The 23,870-nt window shown below is 63.7% G+C and carries 21 protein-coding genes, 2 tRNA genes and 2 pseudogenes; 9 read left to right on the top strand and 16 right to left on the bottom strand.

Going from position 1 to position 23,870, the window contains the following annotated elements; all coding sequences use genetic code 11:
- Window positions 1–142: 142 nt before the first annotated feature.
- Window positions 143–939: pseudogene (locus JHW45_RS08205) on the top strand (IS30 family transposase).
- Window positions 940–973: 34 nt separating this feature from the next.
- Window positions 974–1,348 (top strand): pyridoxamine 5'-phosphate oxidase family protein, encoded by a 375-nt coding sequence (locus tag JHW45_RS08200; RefSeq protein WP_272860380.1) that lies wholly within the window; start codon window positions 974–976, stop codon window positions 1,346–1,348.
- 125 nt (window positions 1,349–1,473) lie between these two features.
- Here JHW45_RS08200 and JHW45_RS08195 read toward each other — a convergent pair whose 3' ends face one another.
- Window positions 1,474–2,163: a GntR family transcriptional regulator gene (locus JHW45_RS08195; RefSeq protein ID WP_272860379.1), complete on the bottom strand. Its 690-nt coding sequence runs from the start codon at window positions 2,161–2,163 to the stop codon at window positions 1,474–1,476.
- A gap of 202 nt (window positions 2,164–2,365) precedes the next feature.
- Here JHW45_RS08195 and JHW45_RS08190 point away from each other — a divergent pair, with 202 nt between their 5' ends.
- The 4 genes and pseudogenes from JHW45_RS08190 to JHW45_RS08175 form a co-directional block, all read left to right on the top strand.
- Window positions 2,366–3,334, top strand: a complete 969-nt coding sequence (locus tag JHW45_RS08190) for a TAXI family TRAP transporter solute-binding subunit (RefSeq protein WP_272860378.1) — start codon at window positions 2,366–2,368, stop codon at window positions 3,332–3,334.
- 54 nt (window positions 3,335–3,388) lie between these two features.
- Window positions 3,389–4,318: a D-amino acid aminotransferase gene (locus JHW45_RS08185; RefSeq protein ID WP_272860377.1), complete on the top strand. Its 930-nt coding sequence runs from the start codon at window positions 3,389–3,391 to the stop codon at window positions 4,316–4,318.
- Window positions 4,318–5,124 carry a pyrroline-5-carboxylate reductase gene (gene proC, locus JHW45_RS08180; RefSeq protein WP_272860376.1) on the top strand — a complete coding sequence of 269 codons (807 nt, stop codon included), beginning with the start codon at window positions 4,318–4,320 and terminating at the stop codon, window positions 5,122–5,124. The genes JHW45_RS08185 and proC overlap by 1 nt, the downstream gene beginning before the upstream one ends.
- An 845-nt stretch (window positions 5,125–5,969) precedes the next feature.
- A pseudogene (locus tag JHW45_RS08175) lies at window positions 5,970–6,718 on the top strand (IS5 family transposase); the annotation flags it as partial.
- A gap of 400 nt (window positions 6,719–7,118) precedes the next feature.
- Here the strand turns inward: JHW45_RS08175 and JHW45_RS08170 are convergent.
- The 5 genes from JHW45_RS08170 to JHW45_RS08150 form a co-directional block, all read right to left on the bottom strand.
- Window positions 7,119–7,853: an ABC transporter permease gene (locus JHW45_RS08170; RefSeq protein ID WP_272860375.1), complete on the bottom strand. Its 735-nt coding sequence runs from the start codon at window positions 7,851–7,853 to the stop codon at window positions 7,119–7,121.
- Window positions 7,850–8,785, bottom strand: coding sequence for an ABC transporter ATP-binding protein (locus JHW45_RS08165; RefSeq protein WP_272860374.1), 936 nt, complete (start codon window positions 8,783–8,785; stop codon window positions 7,850–7,852). Before JHW45_RS08165 ends, JHW45_RS08170 begins: the two co-directional genes overlap by 4 nt.
- Window positions 8,782–9,948 carry an ABC transporter permease gene (locus tag JHW45_RS08160; protein WP_272860373.1) on the bottom strand — a complete coding sequence of 389 codons (1,167 nt, stop codon included), beginning with the start codon at window positions 9,946–9,948 and terminating at the stop codon, window positions 8,782–8,784. The genes JHW45_RS08165 and JHW45_RS08160 overlap by 4 nt, the downstream gene beginning before the upstream one ends.
- Before the next feature lie 17 nt (window positions 9,949–9,965).
- On the bottom strand, window positions 9,966–10,874 hold the full coding sequence (osmF, locus tag JHW45_RS08155; protein WP_272860372.1) for a glycine betaine ABC transporter substrate-binding protein OsmF: 909 nt from the start codon (window positions 10,872–10,874) through the stop codon (window positions 9,966–9,968).
- A 321-nt stretch (window positions 10,875–11,195) separates the two neighbouring features.
- Window positions 11,196–11,270 (bottom strand) — tRNA-Gln (locus tag JHW45_RS08150).
- Window positions 11,271–11,363: 93 nt separating this feature from the next.
- Here JHW45_RS08150 and JHW45_RS08145 point away from each other — a divergent pair.
- Complete coding sequence (locus JHW45_RS08145; RefSeq protein ID WP_272860371.1) at window positions 11,364–12,560, top strand: BaiN/RdsA family NAD(P)/FAD-dependent oxidoreductase; 1,197 nt, start codon at window positions 11,364–11,366, stop codon at window positions 12,558–12,560.
- Between the two features lie 92 nt (window positions 12,561–12,652).
- On the opposite strand, the gene JHW45_RS08140 is transcribed toward JHW45_RS08145, so the two are convergent.
- From JHW45_RS08140 to JHW45_RS08125, 4 genes are all read right to left on the bottom strand, one after another.
- Window positions 12,653–12,946 (bottom strand): GNAT family N-acetyltransferase, encoded by a 294-nt coding sequence (locus JHW45_RS08140; protein WP_272860370.1) that lies wholly within the window; start codon window positions 12,944–12,946, stop codon window positions 12,653–12,655.
- Between the two features lie 112 nt (window positions 12,947–13,058).
- The gene (gene wrbA, locus JHW45_RS08135; RefSeq protein ID WP_272858527.1) at window positions 13,059–13,649 is read right to left on the bottom strand and encodes an NAD(P)H:quinone oxidoreductase; all 591 of its coding nucleotides are present in this window, start codon (window positions 13,647–13,649) and stop codon (window positions 13,059–13,061) included.
- Between the two features lie 40 nt (window positions 13,650–13,689).
- Window positions 13,690–14,094: a DoxX family protein gene (locus JHW45_RS08130; protein WP_272858290.1), complete on the bottom strand. Its 405-nt coding sequence runs from the start codon at window positions 14,092–14,094 to the stop codon at window positions 13,690–13,692.
- Window positions 14,095–14,123: 29 nt separating this feature from the next.
- Window positions 14,124–15,056: a ring-cleaving dioxygenase gene (locus JHW45_RS08125; RefSeq protein WP_272860369.1), complete on the bottom strand. Its 933-nt coding sequence runs from the start codon at window positions 15,054–15,056 to the stop codon at window positions 14,124–14,126.
- A gap of 112 nt (window positions 15,057–15,168) precedes the next feature.
- On the opposite strand from JHW45_RS08125, the gene JHW45_RS08120 reads away from it, so the two are divergent.
- Window positions 15,169–16,068, top strand: coding sequence for a LysR family transcriptional regulator (locus JHW45_RS08120; protein ID WP_272860368.1), 900 nt, complete (start codon window positions 15,169–15,171; stop codon window positions 16,066–16,068).
- A gap of 22 nt (window positions 16,069–16,090) precedes the next feature.
- On the opposite strand, the gene JHW45_RS08115 is transcribed toward JHW45_RS08120, so the two are convergent.
- On the bottom strand, window positions 16,091–17,857 hold the full coding sequence (locus tag JHW45_RS08115) for a TRAP transporter permease (RefSeq protein ID WP_272860367.1): 1,767 nt from the start codon (window positions 17,855–17,857) through the stop codon (window positions 16,091–16,093).
- A gap of 29 nt (window positions 17,858–17,886) precedes the next feature.
- The gene (locus JHW45_RS08110; RefSeq protein ID WP_272860366.1) at window positions 17,887–18,843 is read right to left on the bottom strand and encodes a TAXI family TRAP transporter solute-binding subunit; all 957 of its coding nucleotides are present in this window, start codon (window positions 18,841–18,843) and stop codon (window positions 17,887–17,889) included.
- A gap of 202 nt (window positions 18,844–19,045) precedes the next feature.
- Between JHW45_RS08110 and JHW45_RS08105 the strand changes: the two genes are divergently transcribed.
- The gene (locus JHW45_RS08105; RefSeq protein WP_272860365.1) at window positions 19,046–20,311 is read left to right on the top strand and encodes a SulP family inorganic anion transporter; all 1,266 of its coding nucleotides are present in this window, start codon (window positions 19,046–19,048) and stop codon (window positions 20,309–20,311) included.
- 90 nt (window positions 20,312–20,401) lie between these two features.
- On the opposite strand, the gene rpsD is transcribed toward JHW45_RS08105, so the two are convergent.
- From rpsD to JHW45_RS08085, 4 genes are all read right to left on the bottom strand, one after another.
- Entirely contained in the window at window positions 20,402–21,022 is a 621-nt protein-coding gene (gene rpsD / locus JHW45_RS08100) for a 30S ribosomal protein S4 (RefSeq protein ID WP_272860364.1), read from the bottom strand.
- A gap of 188 nt (window positions 21,023–21,210) precedes the next feature.
- Complete coding sequence (locus tag JHW45_RS08095; protein WP_272860363.1) at window positions 21,211–22,068, bottom strand: hypothetical protein; 858 nt, start codon at window positions 22,066–22,068, stop codon at window positions 21,211–21,213.
- Between the two features lie 196 nt (window positions 22,069–22,264).
- Window positions 22,265–22,341, bottom strand: a tRNA-Arg gene (locus tag JHW45_RS08090).
- An 83-nt stretch (window positions 22,342–22,424) separates the two neighbouring features.
- On the bottom strand, window positions 22,425–23,855 hold the full coding sequence (locus JHW45_RS08085; RefSeq protein ID WP_272860362.1) for a sensor histidine kinase: 1,431 nt from the start codon (window positions 23,853–23,855) through the stop codon (window positions 22,425–22,427).
- Between the last annotated feature and the right edge of the window lie 15 nt (window positions 23,856–23,870).

Here is a 23,870-nt window from a genome sequence, read left to right as displayed (position 1 = left end):
CTTCGCGCCGGTAGCGACGTTTCTAAATGGCTGGCAACGCGACATTTTAACTTGGTGACAACACGGATGCAGGCCGGTGGGTTCTATCCTGAAATGCGACGCGCTATGAATTGAGGCAGTTGCAATTCGAGGAGTTTGGCCGATGGCGGCACATCTCAGCTTGGACGAGCGCCGGATCATCGCCACAATGCTGCATCGCAAGACGAGCGTTGCCAAGATCGCCCTGCATCTCGGCCGCCACCGGTCGACCATCCACCGCGAGATCCGGCGCAATTTCCGGCACGATCCCGAAGTTCCGATGGCTGCGGAATACTGGCCGGTCAGCGCCCAGCACCTCGCCGGTACCCGGCGCATCCGGCAGCGCAAGCTGATCCGGTATGGCGCCCTGCGCCGGGCTGTGATCGACCGGCTCAAGGCAGGCTGGTCTCCGGAACAGATTGCCGAGCGACTGCGGCTGGAGGCCCACGGCCAGAGCGTCTGTCACGAAACGATCTACAGCTATGTCTATTCTGCCGAAGGCCGGGCCCGGGAGCTGGGACGCCACCTCCCCGAACGCCGCCGCAAGCGGAAGCCGCGCTTCACAAGAAAGCCTCGAAGCCTCGTGTTCCCGGAGCGTTGCATGATCAGACACCGGCCGGAAGTCGTCTGGAAGCGCGAGGCATTCGATTGCGGCCTGGAATTCGTGTCATGGCGCGAGCTGGAAAAGGGGCTTGGCGCGCAAGCCTGGTTCTGCGACCCGCAGGCGCCTGGCAAAATCCGACCGTCGAGAACACCAATCGCCGCATCCGGCGCTGGCTGCCGCGCGATACCGTGCTGCTGAACCTGCCGCGCCGTGATCTCGCAGACCTTTCGGCACAAATGAACGCGACGCCGCGCAAGTGCTTGGGTTTCCGCACGCCGGCTGAGGTCTTCGGGGAAAACCTGAGGGGAGACAGGTAAGGGTCACATCGTCAGCTGTGCGGAGTTTGCTGGCATGCGCCTTCTGGATATGAAGCGACAAAGAGGAGTTCAGGTTTTGACCCCAGAGAAGCTCAGAGCTATCTATGGCAGTGCCTCACCGCACGCGGCAGCAAAAGCATTCTCACATTTTGACAAGCACTGTCGCCAATTCATCGAACACGCCACTTTTCTCGTGCTAGCGACCTCGGACGGGATCAACCTTGATGTACCGCCAAAGGGTGATCCCGCTGGCTTTGTTAAAATCGAATCCGACAAAACCATTCTGATACCAGATCGTCCAGGCAACAACCGTAATGACGGGCTACTGAATATTTTAGCTCATCCGAAAGTAGCCATTTTCTTTATTATTCTATCCGTTACAGAGACATTAGTCATCCCCTCGTCTTGATAATTGTCGCACCCCTGCTGTGCATGGAAAGCAGGCGCACGTTCTTTTCTTGCCCCGAAAGCAGCCGTCCAGTATCGCGCGGCACCCTTGGTCCATGGATGCCAGCAGCGGGGACGTCGGTGCGTTCATGCAAAAAGCTCTTCTGACAGGGCGTTGACCGTTGTCTCAAGCCCTTGACGCATGTGACCCTTCAGATGCGCAAGCATGAGGGAGAGGCTGTCGCCGCAGGCGCGGTCGACATACTGATCGTGAGACTGACGTAGCGGACCCTTTCGGTTAAGGGCCTGCTGGTGCAGCGAGAAGTAGAAATACACGTTAACGCGCATGGACTTCCAGCTTTTCATCAAAAGGCTGTGCTCACTTAACTCAAAGCACCAGGAGTGAAGATGAAGTTCCTGTTCGATGGCGCGCGCGCCGTCGAGGCCGATGTCGATGGTGGCTTTGAGATCGGCGCTCCTTTGCCGTAAATCGGCCTTGGCCGCATCCGTCCGCTTGTCCCAGCATCGCTCGAAGGCAAAGGTCTCGAGTGCCGTGCGGAGCGAGTAGAGCTCTTCAAGGTCCTTGTGGGTGACTGACCGAACATACAGCCCTTTGTAGGGCAAGCTCACCAGCAAACCAATTTCGGCCAGTTCGCGAATGGCTTCGCGCAGCGGACCCCGACTGACGTTGAGCGCGTTGGCAAGCTGTTGTTCGGTCAGGCGCTGGCCCGGAGCGAAATCCCCTCTGACGATATGGTCCGTCAGCAACTGTACGACCCGGCGGCGGACAGTGCCGTCATCGAGGGGGCGCAGTTCGGTATTTGAGACGAGTGCCAATGCGGGTTCCTTTCGGCTGTGCAGACGAGACTGACAGCAATCGGCAAGCTTACAACTTATTGTCGGATTGTTGTCAATCCTACAGGACAAGTTTATACGAGAATCACAAGCGTCTCGTTTGCCGAATTGATGCGGCTAACCGCAAAAGCTGCCGCGGCCGTGTCGCTGCGCTGCAAAACAAACCGACCAACTGGAGGAAACCATGACAATCATCCCGCGGATCGCTGCAATCGCCGGTTTCGGATTGATGGGGCTTACTGCCCCCGGCGCTCAAGCTCAGGAATTCATAGCCATCGGAACCGCAGGCCAGACGGGCGTCTATTACGTCGTCGGCCAATCGTTATGCCAGTTGGTCAATCGAGAGAGCGCCGAAAACGGTTTCAAATGCACCGCCCCCGCAACCGGCGGTTCGATCGCAAATCTCAATGGCATTCGGGCCGGCGACCTGGATTTCGGGATCGTCCAATCCGATTGGCAGTTTCACGCGCTGAACGGGACCAGCACGTTTGCCGACAGTGGTCCCAACGAGGAACTGCGGTCGGTGCTGTCGGCCCATGCCGACGTGGTGACAATCCTTGCCCGCGTGGATGCGGATATCGAAACGATGCAGGACCTGCGTGGCAAAAGGGTGAACATCGGCAATCCCGGGTCAGGGTCGCGCGCCACGGCCGAGGTGTTGCTGGACGCGATCGGGATCAAGGTCAGCGAATTGGCACTGGCATCGGAACTGAAATCGGCCGAGCAATCGGCGGCATTGTGCGACAATAAGGTCGACGCAATCATGTTCTCGGCGGGGCACCCTGTCGGCAATATCACCGAAGCAACCGTGTCGTGCGACACCGTCTTTCTTCAGGTGGATGGGCCCGAGGTGGACAAGCTAGTGGACGAGACCGTCTTTTATTCCAAAGCGACCATTCCCGCCGGTCTGTACAAGGGTCAGCCCGACGAGATCCAGAGCTATGGTCCTCTGGCCACGTTGGTCACCTCGGCGAATACAAGCGACGATGCGGTCTATGCGGTGGTCAAGGCGCTGTTCGACAACTTCGATCGCTTCAAGGGTCTGCATCCTGCATTCGCGAACCTCAAGGAAGAGGACATGATCTCGAACGGGATCATTGCACCGCTGCACGAAGGGGCGATCCGCTATTACAAGGAGCGCGGCTGGATGTAGGCCGCACCGGCGATTCGGTGCGGCTACCCATGTCATTGATCAAGGTCCAGCCCCATGAATTCGGAAAAAGAAAGCCACACAACTCACGATGCCGAACAGGACGCCCGTAACAAGGACGTCAAGATCTACATCAACGGCGAGATCGTGCATCGCGATGACGCAAAGGTGTCGGTCTACGATGCCGGATTCATGCTGGGCGACGGGATGTGGGAAGGATTGCGGCTCTACAACGGGAAATGGGCGTTCTTCGAAGAACACATGGACCGCTTTTTCAACTCCTGCAAAACGGTGTCCATCGACGTCGGCATGACCAAGGATGAGATGCTGGATGCGCTCAATCGAACCGCCGCTGCGAACGGGATGACAGACGACGTGCATTGTCGACTGATGCTGACGCGCGGGATCAAGGACAAGCCGTTCCAGCATCCCAGCCTCAGCCGGTCGGGTCCGACATTGGTGCTGATCATGGAACATTCCAAACCGGTCGACAGCCTGAGCAGCAAGGGCATCCGGCTGGCAACGGTGCCGCAGGTCCGCGGTCTGCCGATGAGCCAGGATGCCAAGTTGAACAGCCATTCCAAACTCAACTGCATCATAGCCTGCCTTCAGGCGGAAGAAGCGGGTGCGGATGAGGCATTGATGCTGGACCCGCACGGGTTCGTGAACACCACCAATGCCTGCAACTTCTTCATCGTGCGCCGGGGCGAGGTCTGGACGTCGACCGGGGACTACTGCATGAACGGGGTCACGCGGCAAAAGGTGATCGACCTGTGCCGCGAGAACGGTATTCCTGTCTTCGAAAAGAACTATTCCCTCTACGAGGCTTATGGAGCGGACGAGGCGTTTCTCACCGGCACCTTCGGTGCGCAAACACCGGTGGCCAGCATCGACGGGAAGCCCATCGGCAATGGCGACCGCCCGATGACCCGCAAGTTGCGCCAATTCTACAAGGACCTCATAAAACGCACTACGAGTGACGCGTAATGCAGCCGTTCGATAAGCGCGGTTTGGGCCTTGTCAGCTGCGGGTTCATGGGCAAGGCATTGCTGGAGGGATGGATGGCAAGGGGCATCGCCTCTGACAGCATTTTCGTGCGCGATCCGAACCCCTCCGATTGGCTGCGTGCGCGGGACGATTTAAACCTGAACGCGGATTTCCCCACCGACCTTGCTGCGCTCGTGATTGCGACAAAGCCGCAAATCCTGGACCGCGTGCTGCCCGATCTGACGCAGTTCGGCAACGGCCAGACGGTAGTCGTGTCTATTGCCGCCGGTGCGCCTGTCAGCCTGTTCGAGACGCATTTAGGGACGGAGACGCCAGTTGTTCGGGTCATGCCAAACCAGCCTGCTGCCGTGGGCGCGGGGGTGACAGCGCTGTTTGCGAACGCCGCGACAGACGCCGACCCGATCAGGTTGGTCCGTGACCTGTTCGAAACCGTGGGAACGGTGGTGGACCTGCCGGAAGAAGACTTGCTGCATGTGGTAACGGGCCTTTCAGGATCTGGTCCCGCCTACGTCTTTGCCGTGGCGGAGGCGCTTGCCGAGGCAGGAACGCAGTTGGGAATACCGGCCGATTTGGCCCGTGTGCTGGCCTTGCAGACGGTGGCCGGGGCCGGAGCGATGCTCGGACGCCCCGGCGCCGATGCGACCGCTCTGCGCAAAGCCGTGACATCCAAGGGTGGAACAACTGCCGCAGGGCTCGGTCCTCTGCGTACGACAGGGGCCTTGAATGATCTCATGCGGAGGTCAGTCGACGCGGCACGGCAACGTAGCGTGGAGTTGAGCCAGTAAATAGAATGAGTTCCTGCCCGGTAAGGAGCATCCCAAAATGCGCACCTACGGGTGATCGAGCTTCTGTAGAACTGCAGATTGGCCGAGTGCTGCCGGACCACACAGCTGACCGTCATCAAGTCAGAGCAGGTTTGAGCCAGGGCAAGCCCTGAACTCGCCCTAATAACGTCACATAGCGCCATAGGAAAAACGCCATAGGACGGTGAAGGTCACATTTTGGCGCACTTGCAGCGAAGGTCTGGAAGGTCCGCATTGCTGACCTTCGCGCATCATCGTGACCGCCGCCGGCCCCGTACCTACGGCCCTTTGTGGAGAGAGCGGGCCGGGGCCGGCTCATCGCCTCTTCGCGCCGGTAGCGACATCTCTAAATGGCTGGCAACGCGACATTTTAACTTGGTGACAACAATTGGTGTAGAATTGGTGGGTTCTGTCCGACCCCTTAATAAATGACCATTTTCGGGCTTTTTTGACCATTATACACATGATTGATGACCATCCATGCCGGGCGCCAGGCTTCCAACACAATGATTTCAAAAACTTAGTCTTTTTCTGCTGGCGCCGGCTGGCCAATCATCGCGGGCTCGCTCCGCAGATCCTGCCCTGGTTGACGTCTCTTCAGCTTCAAGCCACCCAATTCCAGCCACAGGACACTGCCGGAAGGAACTGAGATGAGCAGCATCAGGGCGACCAGACGTCGCAATCAGGTCCCTGCCCCGCCTGCTCCGTCAGGATCAGGAGCCTGGGATGTTTGTAGGCATGGCCACCGCGTCTAGGTTCCGTACTCACTAATAGGATTCCCTTGTGTGACTGTTTATGATTCACGTTCTCCATGAACGGAGATGGTGATGGCACGGTTCGATCTGACGGATTTCGAGTGGGGGCTGATCCAGCCACTTCTTCCCAATATGGCGCGGGTGGATGATCGGCGGGTTCTGCATGGCATTTTCTGGGTGCTGAGAACCGGCTCGCCCTGGCGCGATCTGTCCGAGCGCTACGGCCCTTACACGACGGTCTACAACCGCTTCAACCGCTGGGCCAAGGCGGGGGTATGGGTGCAGGTGTTTGAAGCCTTTTCGGAAAAATCCCCCGACAGCATGCAATTCATCGACAGTTCCATCATTCGCGCGCACCAGCAGGCAGCGGCGCAAAAAGGGGGGCGGATCACACCCTTGGCCGTTCTCGTGGCGGACGGAGCACCAAGATCAATGCCATGGTCGACCATCGTGGCTTGCCGCTGGCGATCACCCTGTCGCCGGGGCAGGCCTCTGACAAGGCAGCCGTGGCGAAGCTTCTTGCCACCCATCCGACACCTGGCGATGTCGTGGCCGACAGGGGCTACGACGCCCGAGCCATCCTCGATCTGATCGCGGCCCATGGCGGGCGCAGCCATATCCCTACCCAGCGCGACCGCAAGATACAGCGCTCGGTTGATCCCGCAATCTACCGCCAGCGCAACCTCGTCGAGCGGTTCTTCAACAAGCTCAAACACTTCCGCAAGATCGCAACGCGATACGAGAAGTCGGCAAGAAACTACCTCGCCGCCGTACTCATGGCCTGCACACGCCTCTGGACCAGACATTATGAGTCCGCATCCCAGCCAAGCGGCTACCCCTCTTCCACTTTCCGTCTCGTCCAAGAACGAACGACCGGGTGCGTCCCGGTCGCCGGATAAGCTTTGCCAGAGAGGCTCGAAAATGGGCGATCATCCCCTTCACGGAAGCCGGGTTCTTCAATCCGCCCGAGACCAGATACGCGCTGCGCGTCACGCGACGCTCAACCTCTGGTCCCGAACGCTCGTCCGAAACCTCCGACGACGCAGATTTCGAACCGACAGACGTGCTGACGATCCAGGACGCTGACCTGTCACCCGAGCGGCGCGCCGAGATGCGCGGTATGCCCGATGAAGATCCGCGCGGCATCGCCGGCCTGGCGCGACAAGCCCCCGCGACGAACGCCGCCGGACATGCCGTGTTGCCGCAGCCCGAGAGAATGCCTTATCCACCCATCCGCCGGGCAAGGTGCAATTCAAGCTGGACGAGACCGTCATAGATCAGCACGGCGAAAAGCCCGACGATCAATCCGCCCTGCAGGACGTAAGCGGTGTTGTTGGTCAGAAGTCCGGCGATGATCACCTCTCCCAGAGTTCGGGCCGCGACGGTCGAGCCGATGGTGGCCGTGCCCAGTGCAATGACGACAGACAGGCGTATGCCCGTCAGCGTCACCGGCAACGCCAGCGGCAGTTCGACCCGCAAGAGGCGTTGCCAGCGGCTGAGACCGATGCCGCGTGCGGCCTCCATCGTGGCGCGCGGCAGGTTTGTCAGCGCAGTGACCGCGTTTTCGAAAATCGGCAGCAAGCCGTACAGGAACAGCGCGACCAGCGTCGGCTTGGCACCAAAGCCCAAGGCCGGCACCGCCAGCGCCAGAACGGCGACCGGAGGAAAGGTCTGACCCATGTTGGTGATCGTGCGCGACAGCGGCCGGAACGCCGCACCGGCCGGGCGCGTCACGAGAATGGCAAGCGTCACAGCCACGATCGTCGCAGCGGCCGAGGCAACCGCCACAAGAACAAGGTGACTGAGCGACAGGGACAGCAGCGAAGCCCGCTGATAGATCACCGGTCCGCCCTCGGGTGCGAAGGGCGCAAAGGCAGGGATGAACCATTCGGGCCGCAGAACCAGTGCCAGCAGAAGCGCGATCAGCACGGGGCGAAGGAACAGCCCGATCTTCATGCGTGGGCCCCGGCCCGGGCGCGGATCGCCGCAAGCGTGACCCGCCCGACAGGCGCGCCATCCCTGGTCACGGGAAGTGCGGTGCGGCCGGTCCACAGGCATGCAGAAAGCGCGTTCCGCAGGCTTGCGGTTTCCGCAATAGCCTCTCCCTCGGCCTCGCCCGGCTCGGTGACCTCCGACACGGCGATCAGCGACAGCAGCCGCAACGGACGTTCGACATCTCCGACCATGTCTGCCACGAAGTCCGTGGCAGGGCGGGCGATGATCTCGGCGGGCGGGGCGTATTGCACCAGCTTGCCAGCGTCCATCACCGCCACGCGGTCACCCAGACGGATGGCCTCCTCCATGTCGTGCGTCACCAGCATGATGGTCGAGCCCAGCCGGCGCTGGATGTGGCGCAGGTCCTCTTGCGCGCGCGTTCTGATGATCGGGTCCAATGCGCCGAACGGTTCATCCATCAGCAACAGATCGGGCCGCGAGGCCAGCGCGCGCGCCACCCCGACACGCTGTTGCTGGCCACCCGACAATTCGGCCGGAAAGCGGTCGCGAAACCGGGCGGGGTCCATTGAAAACAGCAAAAGCAGTTCGTCGACGCGCGCACTGATCTTGTCCTTCGACCATTTCAGCAGTTCGGGCACCGCGCCGATATTGCGCGCCACCGTATGGTGAGGAAACAGGCCGTGCCCCTGAATGGCATAGCCGATCCGCCGCCGCAGGATGTGCGGCCGGACCGACAGGGTGGATGTGCCGTTGATGCGCACTTCGCCCGATGTCGGCTCTTCAAGCCGGTTGATCATGCGCAACAGCGTGGTCTTGCCAGAACCCGAGGTTCCGACAATCACGGTGATCGTCCCGGTTTCAACCGTCATCGACACCGCGTCGACCGCGTTTACCGTGCCATAGGTCTTGGTGATGCTGTCGATCTCGATCATCGTGTCGCCTCGGGTGTGCGTCGGGTAAGTTCGACCAGGATATCCATCACGATCGCCGCGGTCAGAGCCAGCACGACTGTGGGCAGCGCCCCCAGCAGGATCAGGTCGGTCGCCGTCTGGTTCAGCCCCTGAAACACGAACGTGCCGAACCCGCCGCCCCCGATCAGTCCGGCAATGACGGCAAGGCCGATATTCTGCACCAGCACGATGCGCAGACCCGTCAGGATGATCGGCAGACCAAGCGGCAATTCGACACGCAACAGACGCTGCGCCGGCGTCATTCCCATGCCGCGCGCCGCCTCGAGCGCGGCGGGCGGCGTGGACGCAAGCCCCGCAACCGTATTGCCCACCACCGGCAGCAGTGAATAAAGCAACAGGGCAAGGAATGCGGGGGCAAAGCCGATCCCCGCGATGCCGATTGCCTGCGCGCCCGGCACCGTGTTGCCGACCCAGCCGAGGATCGGGATCATCAATCCGAACATGGCAAGCGACGGGATGGTCTGCAGGAAGCTGAGCACCGGCAGTGTCGCGCTCCGCAGTTTCGCGCGATTGTGACACAGGATGCCCAGCGGAAAGCCGATCACCGCCGCCGCCGCAAGCGAACCGAAAGCCAGACCCAGATGCCGAACAAACTCGCGGAAGAACACATCGCGACGGCCGGAAAATTCCTGAAGAACCGACAGGTTGGACAGCATGCCCGACCACAGGATAACGGCCAATGCGCCAAGGACCATCGCCAGCAATGCGCCACGCATCAACGGCCCCGGCTTCATGGCCGCCAACGCATCGGCCATGAGCAGCAAGAATACGGCAAGCAGACACCAGAAGCCCGCTGCCGGCGATGTGCGCGCATATTCTCCGGCTTGCGAAAGAAGCGCCGCCGAGCCTTGGGTCAGCAGCCAGAGCAGACCGGCCAGACCTATCACGGCACCCGAAACGCGCACTCGCGTCCAGCCGGCGGGAAGACCCATCGCCAAGCCGAGGATCACGGCGACCAGCCCGGGGGCGACGACCGATGGCGCCGCGACACGCCACGCCATGACGCCCTCACCCGCGACGATCCGGTTGGCCGCGACTGTCATGAAGGGCGCCAGCAATGTGATCAGCCCCAGAATTGCAAACAGCAATCCCGGCGCCGACAGTTGTGCCCTGCTCCCCTTCACGGGTGCGTTCCCCGCGATCAGTCCAGAACACCCGTCTCGGTCAGGTATTCGCGCGCCACGGCCTCGGCGGGCTCACCGCCGACCTGGATGCGACCGTTCAGCTTCTGCAGCGTTGCCATGTCCAGACCGCCAAAGATCGGGTTCAGGACATCGGCGATGGCAGGATATTCCTCCAGCACATCCGCGCGCACGATCGGGGCCGGCTCATAGACCGGCTGCACACCCTTGTCGTCCTCCATCACGACAAGGCCGGTCGCGCCGACACCGCCGTCGGTGCCATACACCATTGCCGCGTTGACGCCTGATGTGCCGCGCGCCGCGGCCTGAATCGTTGCCGCCGTGTCACCGCCCGACAGGATCACCGTCTGATCGGGCGACAGGCTGAAGCCATACGTGTCCTGCATGGCCGGCAGGACCGCCGGAGACGAGACGAACTCGGTGGAGGCCGCCAGCTTGACCTCGCCGCCATCGGCAACCCAGGCTCCGAATTCGGACATGGTCTGCAGCTCATTCCCGGAGGCGACGTCACCCGTCACTGCGATGGCCCATGTGTTGTTGGCGGGCGCGGAATCCAGCCACACGATGTTGTTCTGCTCACTGTCCAGCTCAGCCGCGCGCGCATGGGCCGCGGCACGGTCTTTCCAGACGTCGCTGTCGGCTTCATTGAAGAAGAACGCCGCGTTGCCGGTATATTCGGGATAGATATCGATCTGGCCGGACAACAGTGCCTCACGAACGACCTGCGTGCCGCCAAGTTGCAGGCGACGTTCCACCGGCAGCCGGGCGTCCTCAAGAGCCAGGGCGATGATATTGCCCAGCAGCCCGCCCTCGGTATCGATCTTGGACGAAACCGTGATGTCGGCAGCCGCACCGGCGGCGATTGAGGCGGAAAGGCCTGCGGCGGCAATGAAAAGGTGAGGTCGCATGATCGAAGGCTCCGTGATGAGAGGGCTGAAATCGGGGTGTATACAAGAGCGATCTTCAACCTAGCGCCGCCTGCAGTGATGCCAAGCCCTATATTCGTTGGTCCTGTAATGGATGATGTGACCTGCCATCGATGACAAGTCGTTGAAGCGGTTCGCCTTCGCCCCGGATCGTTCGGGATTGTGTCATCGCCTGCCGCGCATGCCTGCCATGATTGCCGCGTTGCCAGCCTGCCATGCGATGTCCGCGCTCGATTACCATCGGCATGACGATCCGGGCAGCCATCGCCGGCGCAGCCGCGAACGAACGAGAATGTGTCGGAATGGCTGGGGCGGTAGGATTCGAACCTACGGTACACGGTACCAAAAACCGCTGCCTTACCACTTGGCTACGCCCCAACGTGCGGCGGTGAATAGCCAAGACGCTGAGGGTGTTCAAGTCGAAAATTCGCGAAACTTGCCCTGCCCCGAAGCTGCCGATATGGCACCGCGATGGAGCACGCGGATCTTGTCATTCTGGGTGCCGGTGCGGCCGGGCTGTTCTGTGCGGGAACGGCTTTGGCGCCCGGCCTGCGGGTCGTGGTGATCGACCATGCCGCCAAGCCGGCGGAAAAGATCCGCATCTCCGGCGGCGGAAGATGCAATTTTACCAATCTTGCTACGTCGCGCGACCGGTTCCTGTCGCAGAACCCCAGATTCGCGGCCAGCGCGCTGTCGCGCTACCGCCCCGAAGCGTTCGTGGCCCTGGTCGATCGCGCCGGGATCGCGTGGCACGAGAAGACGCAGGGACAGTTGTTTTGCGACGGGCGCGCGACCCAGATCACCGACATGCTGCTTGCCCGGATGCGGGGTGCGGAACTGCGGCTGGGCACTGCGGTGACGGCGGTGCGCGCGGCGGGCGGCCGGTTCGAGGTTCAGACCGGCGACGGCACCCTGTCGGCGGCGCGCGTGGTGGTGGCGACGGGGGGAAAGTCGATCCCGAAGATGGGCGCGACCGGCTTTGCCTATGACATCGCCCGGACCTTCGGCCTGCGCGTGACCGAGACGCGCGCCGGGTTGGTGCCGCTGACCTTTGCGGAACAGGATCTGGCCCGCTGCCGCCCGCTGGCGGGGCTGTCGGTCGAGGCGCGGATCAGGCATCGCGGCGGCGATTTCCGCGACGCGCTTCTGTTCACCCATCGCGGCCTCAGCGGGCCGGTCATCCTGCAGATCTCAAGCTTCTGGCAGCCGGGCGAGATGCTGGAAATCGACCTGGCGCCGGACATCGACGTGGCGCAGGCGTTGAAGGCGCAGCGCAGCAAGGCGGGCCGGATGACAATGGCCACGGCGCTGGCCCAGTTCCTGCCGCAGCGCCTGGCCGACAGCATCGCGCGCGATGAAGACGTGGCGGATCGGCGGCTGGCCGACCAGACCAACGCGCTGTTGCAGACGATCGGATCGCGCGTCAATCGCTGGCAGATCCGGCCGGTCGGCACCGAAGGGTATCGCACGGCCGAGGTCACGCTTGGCGGCATCGACACGCGCGATCTGGACGCGCGCAGCATGCAGGCGCGTCAGGTTCGGGGTCTGCATTTCATCGGCGAATGCGTCGATGTCACCGGCTGGCTGGGCGGGTACAATTTCCAGTGGGCGTGGGCCTCGGCCCAGGCCGCAGGCGAGGCGGTGCGGCGTGAAGGTCAGCCCGGCTGACGCGTCTTGCGCAGCAGGTCGTCGCTATCCTGTGCAGGCCGAGGTCGAGCGCTTCGCCCGTTGCGCGGCTGCTGCCGGCTTGCGCGTCCCGATCAGCCTTTCAGCACGTCCTGCCATTCCGGGTGCCGGTCGATCTGCGCCTTGGCAAAGGGGCACAACGGCACGATCTTGCGGCCTTGCGCGCGCGCATCCTCGACGCCGCGGCGGACCAGCGCCTGACCGACGCCGCGGCCGCGCAGCGCGTCCGGCACATGGGTATGGTCGATGATGATGGTCGTGTCGCCGGCGCGCGAATAGGTCATCTCGGCTTCATGGCCATCGACCACGGCGCGATAACGCCCCTTGGTCTCGTTTTCCTCGACGGTGATCTCGATCTCGCTGTCCATGTGGTCCTCCGTGACGATATGTCCTGGCAGGCGGCATATCCTGCGCCGCTGCCGATGGAAACATCCGCAACCCCCTGCCGACGGGTCTTGCCCGCCGGCAGGTGTGTCACGCTCAGCCCAGCTTGCCCGCGACCTCGACCAGGCGGCGGGTCTGGTGGCCGATGGCGGATTTGACCTCGTCGGTGAACTCGGCCCCCTGCGAGTGGCTGTAGCCATAGGGGTTGCCGCCGGTCTTGAAGATCACCTCGTCGGTATAGCCCGGCGCCACCACGAACCCGCCCCAGTGCATCACCGTGGTATAGAAGGACACCAGCGTCGTTTCCTGCCCGCCATGCGGGTTCTGGGCCGAGGTCATGGCCGAGACCGGCTTGCCGGCCAGTCCGCCCTTGGCCCAGATGCCGCCCAGCGTGTCGATGAAGGCGCGCATCTGGCTGGCCATCACGCCGAACCGCGTCGGCGCCGAGATCAGATAGGCGTTGGCCCATTCCATGTCCTCGGCCGTCGCCTCGGGGATGTCGGCGGTCTTTTCGGCCTGGGCCTTCCAGGCGTCCTGGCTGTTGATTGCCGCCTCGGGCGCGGTCTCGGGCGCCTTCAGCAGCCGCACCTCGGCCCCGGCGGCCTTTGCGGCCTCGGCCGCGATCGAGGCCATCTGGTGGTTGGTGCCATAGGTCGAATAATAGATGATGGCGAGTTTGACGGACATTTTGCCTCCTTCAGGGGTCAGGGTTGAAATCGGTGACGGATCAGGCGCGGCTGCGTTCGGCGCGCAGCGCGTCCAGGCTCCACGGGCCGGGGCCGGCGAAGACCAGGTACAGGAACACGAAGCAGTAGAGGATCGCCGCATCGCCGCGGTTGATCACGGGATAGAAGCTTTCCGGCGCGTGTCCGATGAAATAGGCCGCCGCCGCCATGCCCGAGGTCAAAAACGCGACCGGGCGGGTGAACAGCCCCACGATCAGCAGCGCGCCGCCGAACAGCTCGATGATCCCGGCGATCCAGCCCAGCGACCAGGCGGGGGGCGTGCCGCCGGTATCGGGAAAGCCCAGGATCTTGTCGGTGCCATGGGCGAAAAAGATCAGCGCGGCCATGATCCGCAGCACGCTGAGCATGCGCGGCGCCCAGACGGTTTCAAGGTGGTGGGTGTCCATGATGTCTCTCCTTTTTTTCTTGCGGTCGGTCAGCCGGCGATCGGGGCCAGGGTCTTTTCCAGCCGCGCGCGCAGATGGGCGTGCTGGTCGGGCAGTTTCAGCGCCTCGCCCAGATGCGCCACATCCTCGTCGCGGTCGAAGCCCGGCTCGTTGGTGGCGATCTCGAACAGAACGCCGCCGGGGGTGCGGAAATAGATCGCCCAGAAATAGTCGCGGTCGATCACCGGCGTGACATGGGCGCCGGCCTGCAGCAGCGCGCGGCGAACCTCGGCCTGCGCCTCGCGGTTCTCGACCGCGAAAGCCACGTGGTGGACCGAGCCCGCCCCCTCGCGCGCCCGGTCGGCATCGGGCAGCACCTCGAGATCGACGATATCGGCGCCGTTGCCGCCCTCGATCCCCAGCCGGATCAGCGCGCCTTCGCGGCCCAGTTCGCGATAGCCCATGAATTTCAGCAACTCGGCCGTGGCGGCGCCATCGCGCAGGCGCATGGTCACGCCGCGAAAGCCGTGGATGCCGCGATCGGCCGGCACCGGACCCTCGGCAAAGGCCGCGCGCGGATCGTCCGCCACCTCGACCAGCGCAAAGCCGTCGCCGTCGGGACCGGCAAAGCGCAGGCGCTTCTCGCCGAAGCGGGTGTCATCCTGCACCTCGCCCGCGCCGGCATCCGCCAGCCGGTCGCGCCAGTAATCCAGCGACCCTTGGGGCACCGCAAAGGCGGTTTCCGACACCGCGCCGGTGCCGCGACGGCCTTGGGCGATATGCGGGAACGGGAAATAGGTCATCACCGATCCCGGCGTGCCGACGCGGTCGCCGTAATAGAGGTGATAGACATCGGGGGCGTCGAAATTCACCGTCTTCTTGACCCGGCGCAGGCCGAGCACTCGGGTGAAGAAATCGTTGTTCTCCTGCGCATCCGAGGCCATCGAGGTGACATGGTGCAGGCCCTTGATCTGGTCGAGCATGACAGGCTCCTTCCTGAACGATCTTGCTTGAGGCGGAAGATAGAGCCCCGCGACCCGCGGCGGAACAGGGATAATGTTGCATTGATTGTTGCGGTTGGCGTAATGGTGGGGCATGGGTGAACTGGAATCCATTCGCGTCTTTCTGGCCGTCGCCGAACAGCAAGGCTTTGCCGCCGCGGCCCGTCAGCTTGGGCTGACGCCCGCATCGGTCACGCGCACCGTCGCGGCGCTGGAGGAGCGGATGGGCCTTCAGCTGCTGGTGCGGACGACGCGCAAGGTGTCGCTGACCTCGGCCGGTGCGGTCTATGCCGCGCGGGTGGCGCCGCTGGCGCAGGCCCTGGCGCAGGCGTCCGAGGAGACGCGCGAGGCGCAGGGCCTGACCGCCGGGCGTATCCGCATCAGCGCGCCCATGTCCCTGGGGCTGAAGGTGTTGCCCACGGTGCTGTCGCAATTCGCGACGCTGCATCCGCAGACGCAGGTTTCGGTCAGCCTGTCGGACAGTTTCGTCGATATCGTCGAAGAGGATTACGACCTTGCCATCCGCGTCTCGGGTCCGCCCACCGACAAGTCCACCATCTGGCGCAAGATCTGCAAGGTGCCGCGCGTGCTGGTCGCCTCGTCCGACCTTGTGACGGCCCGGGGCGCGCCGCAGACGCCCGAGGATCTGGCGCGTTTCGACTGTCTCGGGTATGGCGCCGATGCGCGCGCCGAGATGTGGGATCTGTCGCGCGGCCCCGGCCGGCGCAGCCACAAGGCGCGCGGACCCTTTCGCGCCAATAACGGCGATCTTCTGGCGCAGCTTGTGCTGAATGGCGAGGGGATCGCGCTGCTGCCGCGTTTCATCGTGGCGGACGATCTGGACGCGGGGCGCCTGGTTCAGGTGTTGCCGGACTGGTCCGCCCCCGATGTCTGGCTGACGCTGTATTATCCGCCCTATGACCGGCTGCCGCCGCGGGTGGCGACGTTTTCGGATTTCTTCGAGACGCATGTGAAGGAAACCTGCGTGCTGTGATCGGGCCGCACACCGGGCGATGTCACGACGCCTGCACGATCATCGGCAGCAGAAACAGGATCGCAAGCCCCGCCATGATGCCCGACAGCGTCTTCCAGCGGTGTCGAACGCCGATCAGCGCGTAGGACACGATCACGCAGCCCGTCCCGACCAGCAGCGCGGCCGCCAGCGCCGGCAGCGGCCTGTCGGCCAGCCGGATCAGGTCCGGCCACGCGATCATCCCCAGGGGGATCAGATACAGCCCGACGCCCAGCGCCATCGCCGTCGCCGCGACCCGCACCCAGCTTTCCTGCGCCATGCCCGCGGCGATGAAGACCGCACCGCAGACCGGCGGCGTGATCGTGGACAGCAGCGCGAACCAGAAGACGAACAGATGCGCCTGCAACGGCTCCAACCCCAGCGAGATCAAGGCCGGTCCCGCGACCGAGATGCAGATGACATAGGCCGCCGTCGTCGGCACCTCCATCCCCAGAACCAGACAGGCCAGCGCGGTCAGGATCAGCGAGGGCCAGATCTGGCCGTTCGAGGCCGACAGGATCAGCGAGGTGATCTTGACGCCCAGCCCGGTGATCGCCAGCACCCCGATGATGATCGAGGCGCAGATGATGATCGCGCCGATCAGCGCCACCTGTCGCGACGCGCCGATCAGCGCGGTTTCCGCCCGCATCGCCGCGCGGCGCAGATCAAGCCGCATATCCGCCCCGACCGTCAGCAGCAGCGTGCCGGCGACGATCGCCAGCGCGGCGGAATATTGCGGCGTGTATCCGATGCGGAACATGCCCCCCAGAAGCACCGCGAACGGCACCGCGAAGAAGGCCGAGGTGATCGCGACCTCGCGTCCGCCCGGTCGCTCATCGGGCGGCAGCGCGCCCAGATCGAAACGCCGCGCATAGGCGTCGATCCCGAACCAGACGACAAGGAAATACAGGATCGCGGGCAGCAGCGCCGCCGCGATGATGTCGGTATAGGGCGTGCCGGTCAGTTCGACCATGACGAAGGCCCCGGCCCCCATCAAGGGCGGCATGATCTGCCCGCCCGAGGATGCCACCGCCTCGACCGCCGCCGCGATCCGGCGCGGATAGCCAAGCCGGATCATCGCCGGGATCGTCACCGCCCCGGTCGAGGCGACATTGGCCGAGGCCGATCCCGAGATCGACCCGAACAAGGCCGATGCGATGACCGAGACCTTGCCCGCCCCGCCGCGCAGCCGCCCCGCCGCCGCCGCCGCAAGGTTCATGAAGCCCTGCCCCGCCTCGCCCGCGTTCAGCACCGCCCCGAAGATGACGAAGATGGCGACGACCCCGACCGACACCCCGGTCAGCTGCCCGAAGATCCCGCCCTCGGCCAGGGTCAGCGTGCCCATCAGGCTGGCCGCCGGCAGGGGCGCATGGCCGAATTCGCCCGGAACATGTTGCCCGAACGCCGCGTAAAGCAGCGCGACGAAAGCGATCGACGGCAGCGGCCAGCCGATGGCGCGGCGCGCCGCCTCCAGCACCGCCAGCAGCAGGACCGCGCCGACCCCGTATTGAAAGCCGGTCTCGACAAATCCGTATTGATCGGCCAGCCGGTCGGCGTTCAGCGCGATCCAGACCGAGGCCGCCATCCCCGCAAACGCCAGCACCGCGCCCGACAGATCGGCCAGCCGCCCGCGCGGTTCGGCAAAGACGAAGATCCACGGCAGGATCAGCGCCAGATGCAGCGGCCGCGCGACAAGGTTGGGAACGATACCGGAAAAGATCAGCCCCAGATGGAAGCCGACCAGCAGGATCGCGGCGGACAGCATCGCCATCCGCCGCGCAGCTGCCGCGCGCGGCATCGTCATTCGGCGGTGGCCACGCCCGCCTCGTCGTAGTAGCGCGCGGCACCGGGATGCAGCGTGCCAAGGTCCGCCACCTGATCTGTGCTGACCCCGCCCCACCACGGCGCGGTCTGGGCCATCCGGTCGCGCTGCGTCCAGAACGCCCTGGTCAGCGCGTAGGCGGTGTCGTCCTGCATCTCGGTGGTGGCGAAGGCCACGACCGGCAGGCCGGTGGTGGCAATATCCGCGTCCTGACCCGGATAGGTGCCCGCCGGAATGATCACCTTTGCCTGTCCTGTCTCGTCGATCTGCTCATCGCTCATCGACAGGATGCGCACGCCCTGGCTTGCTGCGGCCTCGACCACGTTCGGCGCGGGATAGCTGCCGGCGGTCACGAAGCCGTCGATCTGGCCGTTCTTCAGCGCGTCGCCCGCATTCGACAGTTCCGCATCGGCGATGCTGACCTTGTCAGTCAGCCCGAACAGGTCCAGATATTTCTGCCCCTCGGTCGCGCCGAAGCTGCCCTTGCCCAACAGGATCTTCTTGCCCTCCAGCGCCTCAAGCGCGGTCGGCCCGTCGCTGCCCGCAAGCACGAAATGCATGGTCAGGGACGGGATCGGGAACAGCGCCCGGATCTGCGAGAATTTCGCGTCGCCCTTGCCCTCGAACGGCCCGGTTCCGGCCTCGGCCGCCGAGACAAGCGAAGGCGGCGCGGTGAACACGTAATCGCCGCCCCGCGCCCGCACCTCCATCACGTTCTGGACCGAGCCCTGACTTTCCTCGACCGTCATGGTGATGTCGCCCTCGGTCGCGGATTTCACCGCCTCGGACAGCTCGACCCCCATCTGGTAATAGGACGTGCCCGTCTTGGCGGATTTGTAGGTCAGGCGGGTTTCGGCCTGCACACTGCCCGCCGCCAGAATCATCGCGCCGGCGAACGCCGCCCGCTGCCAGTTCATCATCTTGTGATCCTCCATCTCTGTCGGCCCTTACAATCGGGCGAACGCGCGGCGTGTCAACCGGACTGCGACGGGCGGGGCTTGCATCGCCGCCACCGATTGCGGTTCCATGGCGGCGTCCGCATCCGTGCGCCAAGATCGCCATTGCGCATGTCCCGTCGAAAGGCCGATATCTGGCATGGCGGCCGCAGCCTGTCATTCCGGCAAGAACAGATCACCCATGAAACCGAAGATCCTGACCACACTTGCAAGCTATGATCGCCGGCAATTCACCAGCGACGTGATCGCGGGCGTCACCGTGGCGATGGTCGCCCTGCCCCTCAGCCTGGCCATCGCCATCGCCTCGGGCGCAGGACCCGAAAAGGGGCTGGTGACGGCCATCGTCGCCGGGCTGCTGATTTCGCTGATCGGCGGCAGCCGGGTGCAGATCGGCGGTCCGACCGGCGCGTTCATCGTGGTCGTCTATGGCGTCATCGCGAAATACGGATATGACGGGCTGGTTCTGGCGACTTTCATGGCCGGCTTCATCATGCTGGCCGCCGGCTATCTGCGGGCGGGCAACCTTGTCGCCTATGTGCCCGAACCGGTGATCAACGGCTTTACCATCGGCATCGCGATCATCATTGCCGCCAGCCAGATCCACGATCTGCTTGGGCTGTCGGTGTCGCAGGTGCCGGCCGCGTTCCTGCCCAAGATCGCGGCGCTGTGGTCGGCGCGCGACAGCCTCAGCCCGCTGGCACTGGGGCTTGGGCTGGCGACGGTGGTGCTGATCGTCGCGATGCGGCGATGGGCGCCGCGGTTTCCGGGGCTGATCGTCGCGGTCGGGCTGACATCGCTGGCGGTGGCCTGGGCTGCCTTGCCGGTCGATACGATCCTGTCGCGTTTCGGACCCCTGCCCCGTACGCTGCCCGCGCCCGCCCTGCCGGCGATCAGCGTCGAACGAATGTTCGAATTGCTGCCGTCGTCCCTTGTCATCGCGTTTCTGGCCAGCATCGAATCGCTGCTTTCGGCACTGGTGGCCGACCGGATGATCGGCGGCCGTCACCGTCCCAACGCCGAGGTTCTGGCCCAGGGTTTCGCCAATATCGGCTCGGCCCTGTTCGGCGGCCTTCCGGCGACCGGCGCCATCGCGCGCACCGCGACCAATGTGCGCGCCGGCGGCAAGACACCGGTGGCCGGCGTCGTGCACGCGCTGACCATCCTGCTGGTGATGCTGCTGGCGGCACCGCTGGCGGGCTATCTTGCGATGCCGGCGCTGGCCGGGCTGCTGATGGTGACCGCCTGGAACATGAGCGAGCCGCACAAATGGCGCGGCTATATGCAGGCGCGGATGTCGGATCGGGTTCTGCTGGTGCTGACGCTGCTGCTGACCGTGTTCGCCGATCTGACCATTGCCATCGGCGTCGGCGTGTCCGCCGGTCTTGCCCTGCGGCTGCACCGCCGCGGCGCGGGGATGGAGAAGGACTGGACGCCCCCCGACCGCTGAGGGCCGACTGGCGGCGGTGCCGGTGAACCCCGCATAGGAAAAGGGCCGCACCCTGCGATGCGACCCCGGATTGTGTGACAGGCGCGAAGATCAGTTCTTCGCGTAGAATTCGACCACCAGGTTCGGCTCCATCTGCACGGCATAGGGCACATCGCCCAAGGCCGGCGTGCGCACGAAGGTCGCGGTCATCTTGTTGTGGTCCACGTCCAGATAGTCGGGCACGTCACGTTCGGGCAGGCCGACGGCCTCCAGAACGATGGCCAGTTGCCGCGACCGTTCGCGGATCGAGATGACATCGCCTTCGTTCACGCGGTACGAGGGAATGTTGACGCGCTTGCCGTTCACCTCGACATGGCCGTGGTTCACGAACTGGCGCGCGGCAAAGACGGTCGGCACGAACTTTGCGCGATAGACGACGGCGTCCAGACGACGCTCCAGCAGGCCGATCAGGTTCTCGCCGGTATCGCCGCGCACACGCTCGGCCTGGGCATAGATGCGGCGGAACTGCTTTTCGGTCAGATCGCCGTAATAGCCCTTCAGCTTCTGCTTGGCGCGCAGCTGCGTGCCGAAATCGGACAGTTTCTGCTTGCGGCGCTGGCCGTGCTGGCCGGGGCCGTATTCGCGGCGGTTCACCGGGGATTTGGCGCGGCCCCAGATGTTTTCGCCCATGCGGCGGTCGATCTTGTACTTGGCAGACGTGCGTTTGGTCACGGCTGATCTCCTTTCGTCAAATCAAAAGGGCGTTGTCCTTTGGCAAAGGCCCGACAGGCATCCCCTTGCGGGGGCCACCAACACCAATGAAGTGCGCGCTTATAGACGGGTTGCGGCGGGTGTCAACCGCTGTCCGCGCAAGCAGACAGCCGCGGCCGTTTCTGTGTTTGAGTCTTGAAAACTGCGGACTATGCGGTTTCAAGATCCCTGATAGAACGCATCCCAAGCAATTCTTTTCGGTGTGATGCCGCAATGCATTTCGGCCACCATTTCTGCATCAGCCAGAGAGTGTGGCCTTGCGAAGGAGGATTGTGTCCATTAGCCGCATCGTCGTAGCAGCTGAACGTCATACTTTCATAGTTCATAAGCTTTGACATTCGGTGCAATGGAAGAACGTGAGAATGATAATGAAGCAGGTCCTTGATATTGATGATCACGTGTGTTCGGCACTTGTCATGATAGCGCCAGAGAGACTCGCAAACAGACAAGCGCTCTTTGTCTGTTTGATTTAGTTCGCACGCGCCCCCAGTGTATAATTGCAAAAATTTGTCCCGCATCTGCGGCACATAACGAAGAACGTTCGTCTGAGGATTAATAGCCATTGAGCTGTCTACATGGTTTCGGACTGCGGCCATAAGCGCGGCAAATCCTCCTCCTGACGATCCGAATGCGCAGATCTCACCATTCGAGAGTTCACGCGCTACGCGTAAAGGACCGGCGACAATATCATCGAAGGTTGGGCCATTCTGAGTGCCAGCATACCAGGCAAGCTGCAGATTGCCGGTTCGCTGTATCAGAGGGTCTCGGGCTATCACTACAGGATTGCTGAACTTGTGTAACCACTTCCAACGCTGAAATACGGGCGACAGCGGCAATGCCGCAGGAGCGACCGCGCCAGTGAAGAAAATAAAAACACGCGACGCGTCCTCGCCTTTCCAGACATATTGCCCGTCCACCAGCCCTGCCGTGCAAACAGGCATGTCAGAGACAGAAGTGTAGACGTGTGCGGTGGCCGGACTTGCAGTATTCTCTGTGACGGCGTTCATCGGCAGCTCCACGACGATTGATGCCGCTGCTGATTATCGTCAGAAGACCCGGAGCTCAATCGGGTACGCCTGCTGGTATCGGCCGACTGGTCGTTCGGGCGCTTGCACCAAGCTGTTGTCGGAAATTTTCAGTTCAAAGTTCGATCATGCGAGATGACCAGCATCAGCAAGCGAAGCGCATATACTGAAGAGGCAATGGCGGACCCGGAGCGATTCGAACGCCCGACCCCCAGATTCGTAGTCTGGTGCTCTATCCAGCTGAGCTACGGGTCCGTCGTAGGGCGGTGATCTATCCGCCGGTTGGGCGGGATGCAAGGGGGTCGGATGAAAAAACCGATCTTGCGCAAGCGACACGCTCAGCGCGCGGATTCCAGGTTGCGCGACGGCTGGATCGCCAGATCGCGCGGCAGGTGGATCATGAATTCGCTGCCGTCGGCGTCGCTGCGCACCAGTTCCAGCCTGCCGCCGTGACCCCGCACCAAATCGGCGGCGATGGTCAGCCCCAGCCCGGTGCCGCCCTTGCGCGCGCTGCCGGTGAAGGGCTTGAACAGAAACTCGCGCGCCTTGTCGGGCAGGCCCGGCCCGGTATCGCCGATCCGGATCCACCATTCGGCATCGGTCTCTCCGGCGCCGATCTCGACCGTGCCGGGCTGGCCGGTGCCCTCGATCGCCTGTCTGGCGTTGCGGACCAGGTTGGTCAGGACGCGATACAGCTGGTCGCGGTCCGCGCGGATGGTCAGGGTCGGGGGAAGATCGCTGAGAAACTCGACCCGGCCCTGCCCGGTGCTTTCGCCGGCCAGCGATTCGGCCTCGATCAGGTCCGCGACCAGATGCGACAGGTTGAATCGCGACAGGGTCGGCGCGGGCTCTTCGGCCTTGCCGAAGGCCAGGGTCGTCTCGCACAGGTTGACGGCGCGGGTGATGGAATTGACCAGCTTCGGCGCGGCGCGTCTGACCTTGGGATCGGCGCTGTCCTCCAGCCGGTCGGCGAAGATCTGGGCGGTGGTCAGGATGTTGCGCAGATCGTGGCTGATCTTGGCGACCGCCTGCCCCAGCCCGGCCATCCGGTCCTTGTGCTTCAGCGACGAGGTCACGGTCTTCTGCATCGCCGCCAGCGCCGCTTCGGCCTCGCGCAGTTCGACCAGCCGTGCATCGGGGGTGATGATGTGGCGCGGATCCTCGGGCGCGGCGGCATAGCTGGACAGATGGCTGATCACCCGGCGAATGGGCACCAGGATCATCCGCTGCGCCGCAAGGTTCAGCAGGATCGCCGTCAGGATCGAGAACGCCGCCGACAGCGCCAGCAGCCGCAGACCGTAATCGATCATCGCCGCGCGCAGGGGGGCGGTCGCCATCGTGATCTCGATGAACTGTCCGGCCTGATTGACCGGCGCGCCGATCACGCGGATCACCCGATCCTCTTCGTCCAGCAGCGTCGCCACCGCATCGTCGATGGTCTGGATCACGCCCTCGTCGCGCAGGTCATAGGTGGCCGACACCGCGCCGGGAAGCTGCGAGGACAGCACAAGCTGACGGATATCGTCGCGCCGCAGCACCACGTTATAGACGCCGGCGTTCTGCAACAGCTCGGATTCCAGATCGCTCGCCAGCGCCTCGTCGGTGGTGGCAAGCAGCGCGAGACTGGCGATCTGCGCCCGTTCCAGCCGCGATTCGAGATAGTCCAGCCGAAAGCTGGCCATCGCGGGCAGCAAGATGAAGACTTCGGCCAGCACGACGAAAATGATCGTCAGTGCGGCGAATCGGCCAGAGATCGTGTTCAGTCGCATCTTGTCCGGGTCGTA

Source organism: Paracoccus stylophorae (genome assembly GCF_028553765.1).
Lineage (GTDB): Bacteria > Pseudomonadota > Alphaproteobacteria > Rhodobacterales > Rhodobacteraceae > Paracoccus > Paracoccus stylophorae.
The sequence above is the reverse complement of the archived record's forward strand: the minus strand, read 5'-3'. Positions and strand labels throughout refer to the sequence as shown.

Bases quoted from the DNA above. Each gene is read 5' to 3' on its own strand.
- JHW45_RS08200 (WP_272860380.1), top strand. From the start codon at position 974: ATGCGCCTTCTGGATATGAAGCGACAAAGAGGAGTTCAGGTTTTGACC.
- JHW45_RS08190 (WP_272860378.1), top strand. From the start codon at position 2,366: ATGACAATCATCCCGCGGATCGCTGCAATCGCCGGTTTCGGATTGATG.
- JHW45_RS08185 (WP_272860377.1), top strand. From the start codon at position 3,389: ATGAATTCGGAAAAAGAAAGCCACACAACTCACGATGCCGAACAGGAC.
- proC (WP_272860376.1), top strand. From the start codon at position 4,318: ATGCAGCCGTTCGATAAGCGCGGTTTGGGCCTTGTCAGCTGCGGGTTC.
- JHW45_RS08170 (WP_272860375.1), bottom strand. From the start codon at position 7,853: ATGAAGATCGGGCTGTTCCTTCGCCCCGTGCTGATCGCGCTTCTGCTG.
- JHW45_RS08165 (WP_272860374.1), bottom strand. From the start codon at position 8,785: ATGATCGAGATCGACAGCATCACCAAGACCTATGGCACGGTAAACGCG.
- osmF (WP_272860372.1), bottom strand. From the start codon at position 10,874: ATGCGACCTCACCTTTTCATTGCCGCCGCAGGCCTTTCCGCCTCAATC.
- JHW45_RS08145 (WP_272860371.1), top strand. From the start codon at position 11,364: ATGGAGCACGCGGATCTTGTCATTCTGGGTGCCGGTGCGGCCGGGCTG.
- JHW45_RS08140 (WP_272860370.1), bottom strand. From the start codon at position 12,946: ATGGACAGCGAGATCGAGATCACCGTCGAGGAAAACGAGACCAAGGGG.
- wrbA (WP_272858527.1), bottom strand. From the start codon at position 13,649: ATGTCCGTCAAACTCGCCATCATCTATTATTCGACCTATGGCACCAAC.
- JHW45_RS08130 (WP_272858290.1), bottom strand. From the start codon at position 14,094: ATGGACACCCACCACCTTGAAACCGTCTGGGCGCCGCGCATGCTCAGC.
- JHW45_RS08125 (WP_272860369.1), bottom strand. From the start codon at position 15,056: ATGCTCGACCAGATCAAGGGCCTGCACCATGTCACCTCGATGGCCTCG.
- JHW45_RS08120 (WP_272860368.1), top strand. From the start codon at position 15,169: ATGGGTGAACTGGAATCCATTCGCGTCTTTCTGGCCGTCGCCGAACAG.
- JHW45_RS08115 (WP_272860367.1), bottom strand. From the start codon at position 17,857: ATGGCGATGCTGTCCGCCGCGATCCTGCTGGTCGGCTTCCATCTGGGG.
- JHW45_RS08110 (WP_272860366.1), bottom strand. From the start codon at position 18,843: ATGGAGGATCACAAGATGATGAACTGGCAGCGGGCGGCGTTCGCCGGC.
- JHW45_RS08105 (WP_272860365.1), top strand. From the start codon at position 19,046: ATGAAACCGAAGATCCTGACCACACTTGCAAGCTATGATCGCCGGCAA.
- JHW45_RS08095 (WP_272860363.1), bottom strand. From the start codon at position 22,068: ATGAACGCCGTCACAGAGAATACTGCAAGTCCGGCCACCGCACACGTC.
- JHW45_RS08085 (WP_272860362.1), bottom strand. From the start codon at position 23,855: ATGCGACTGAACACGATCTCTGGCCGATTCGCCGCACTGACGATCATT.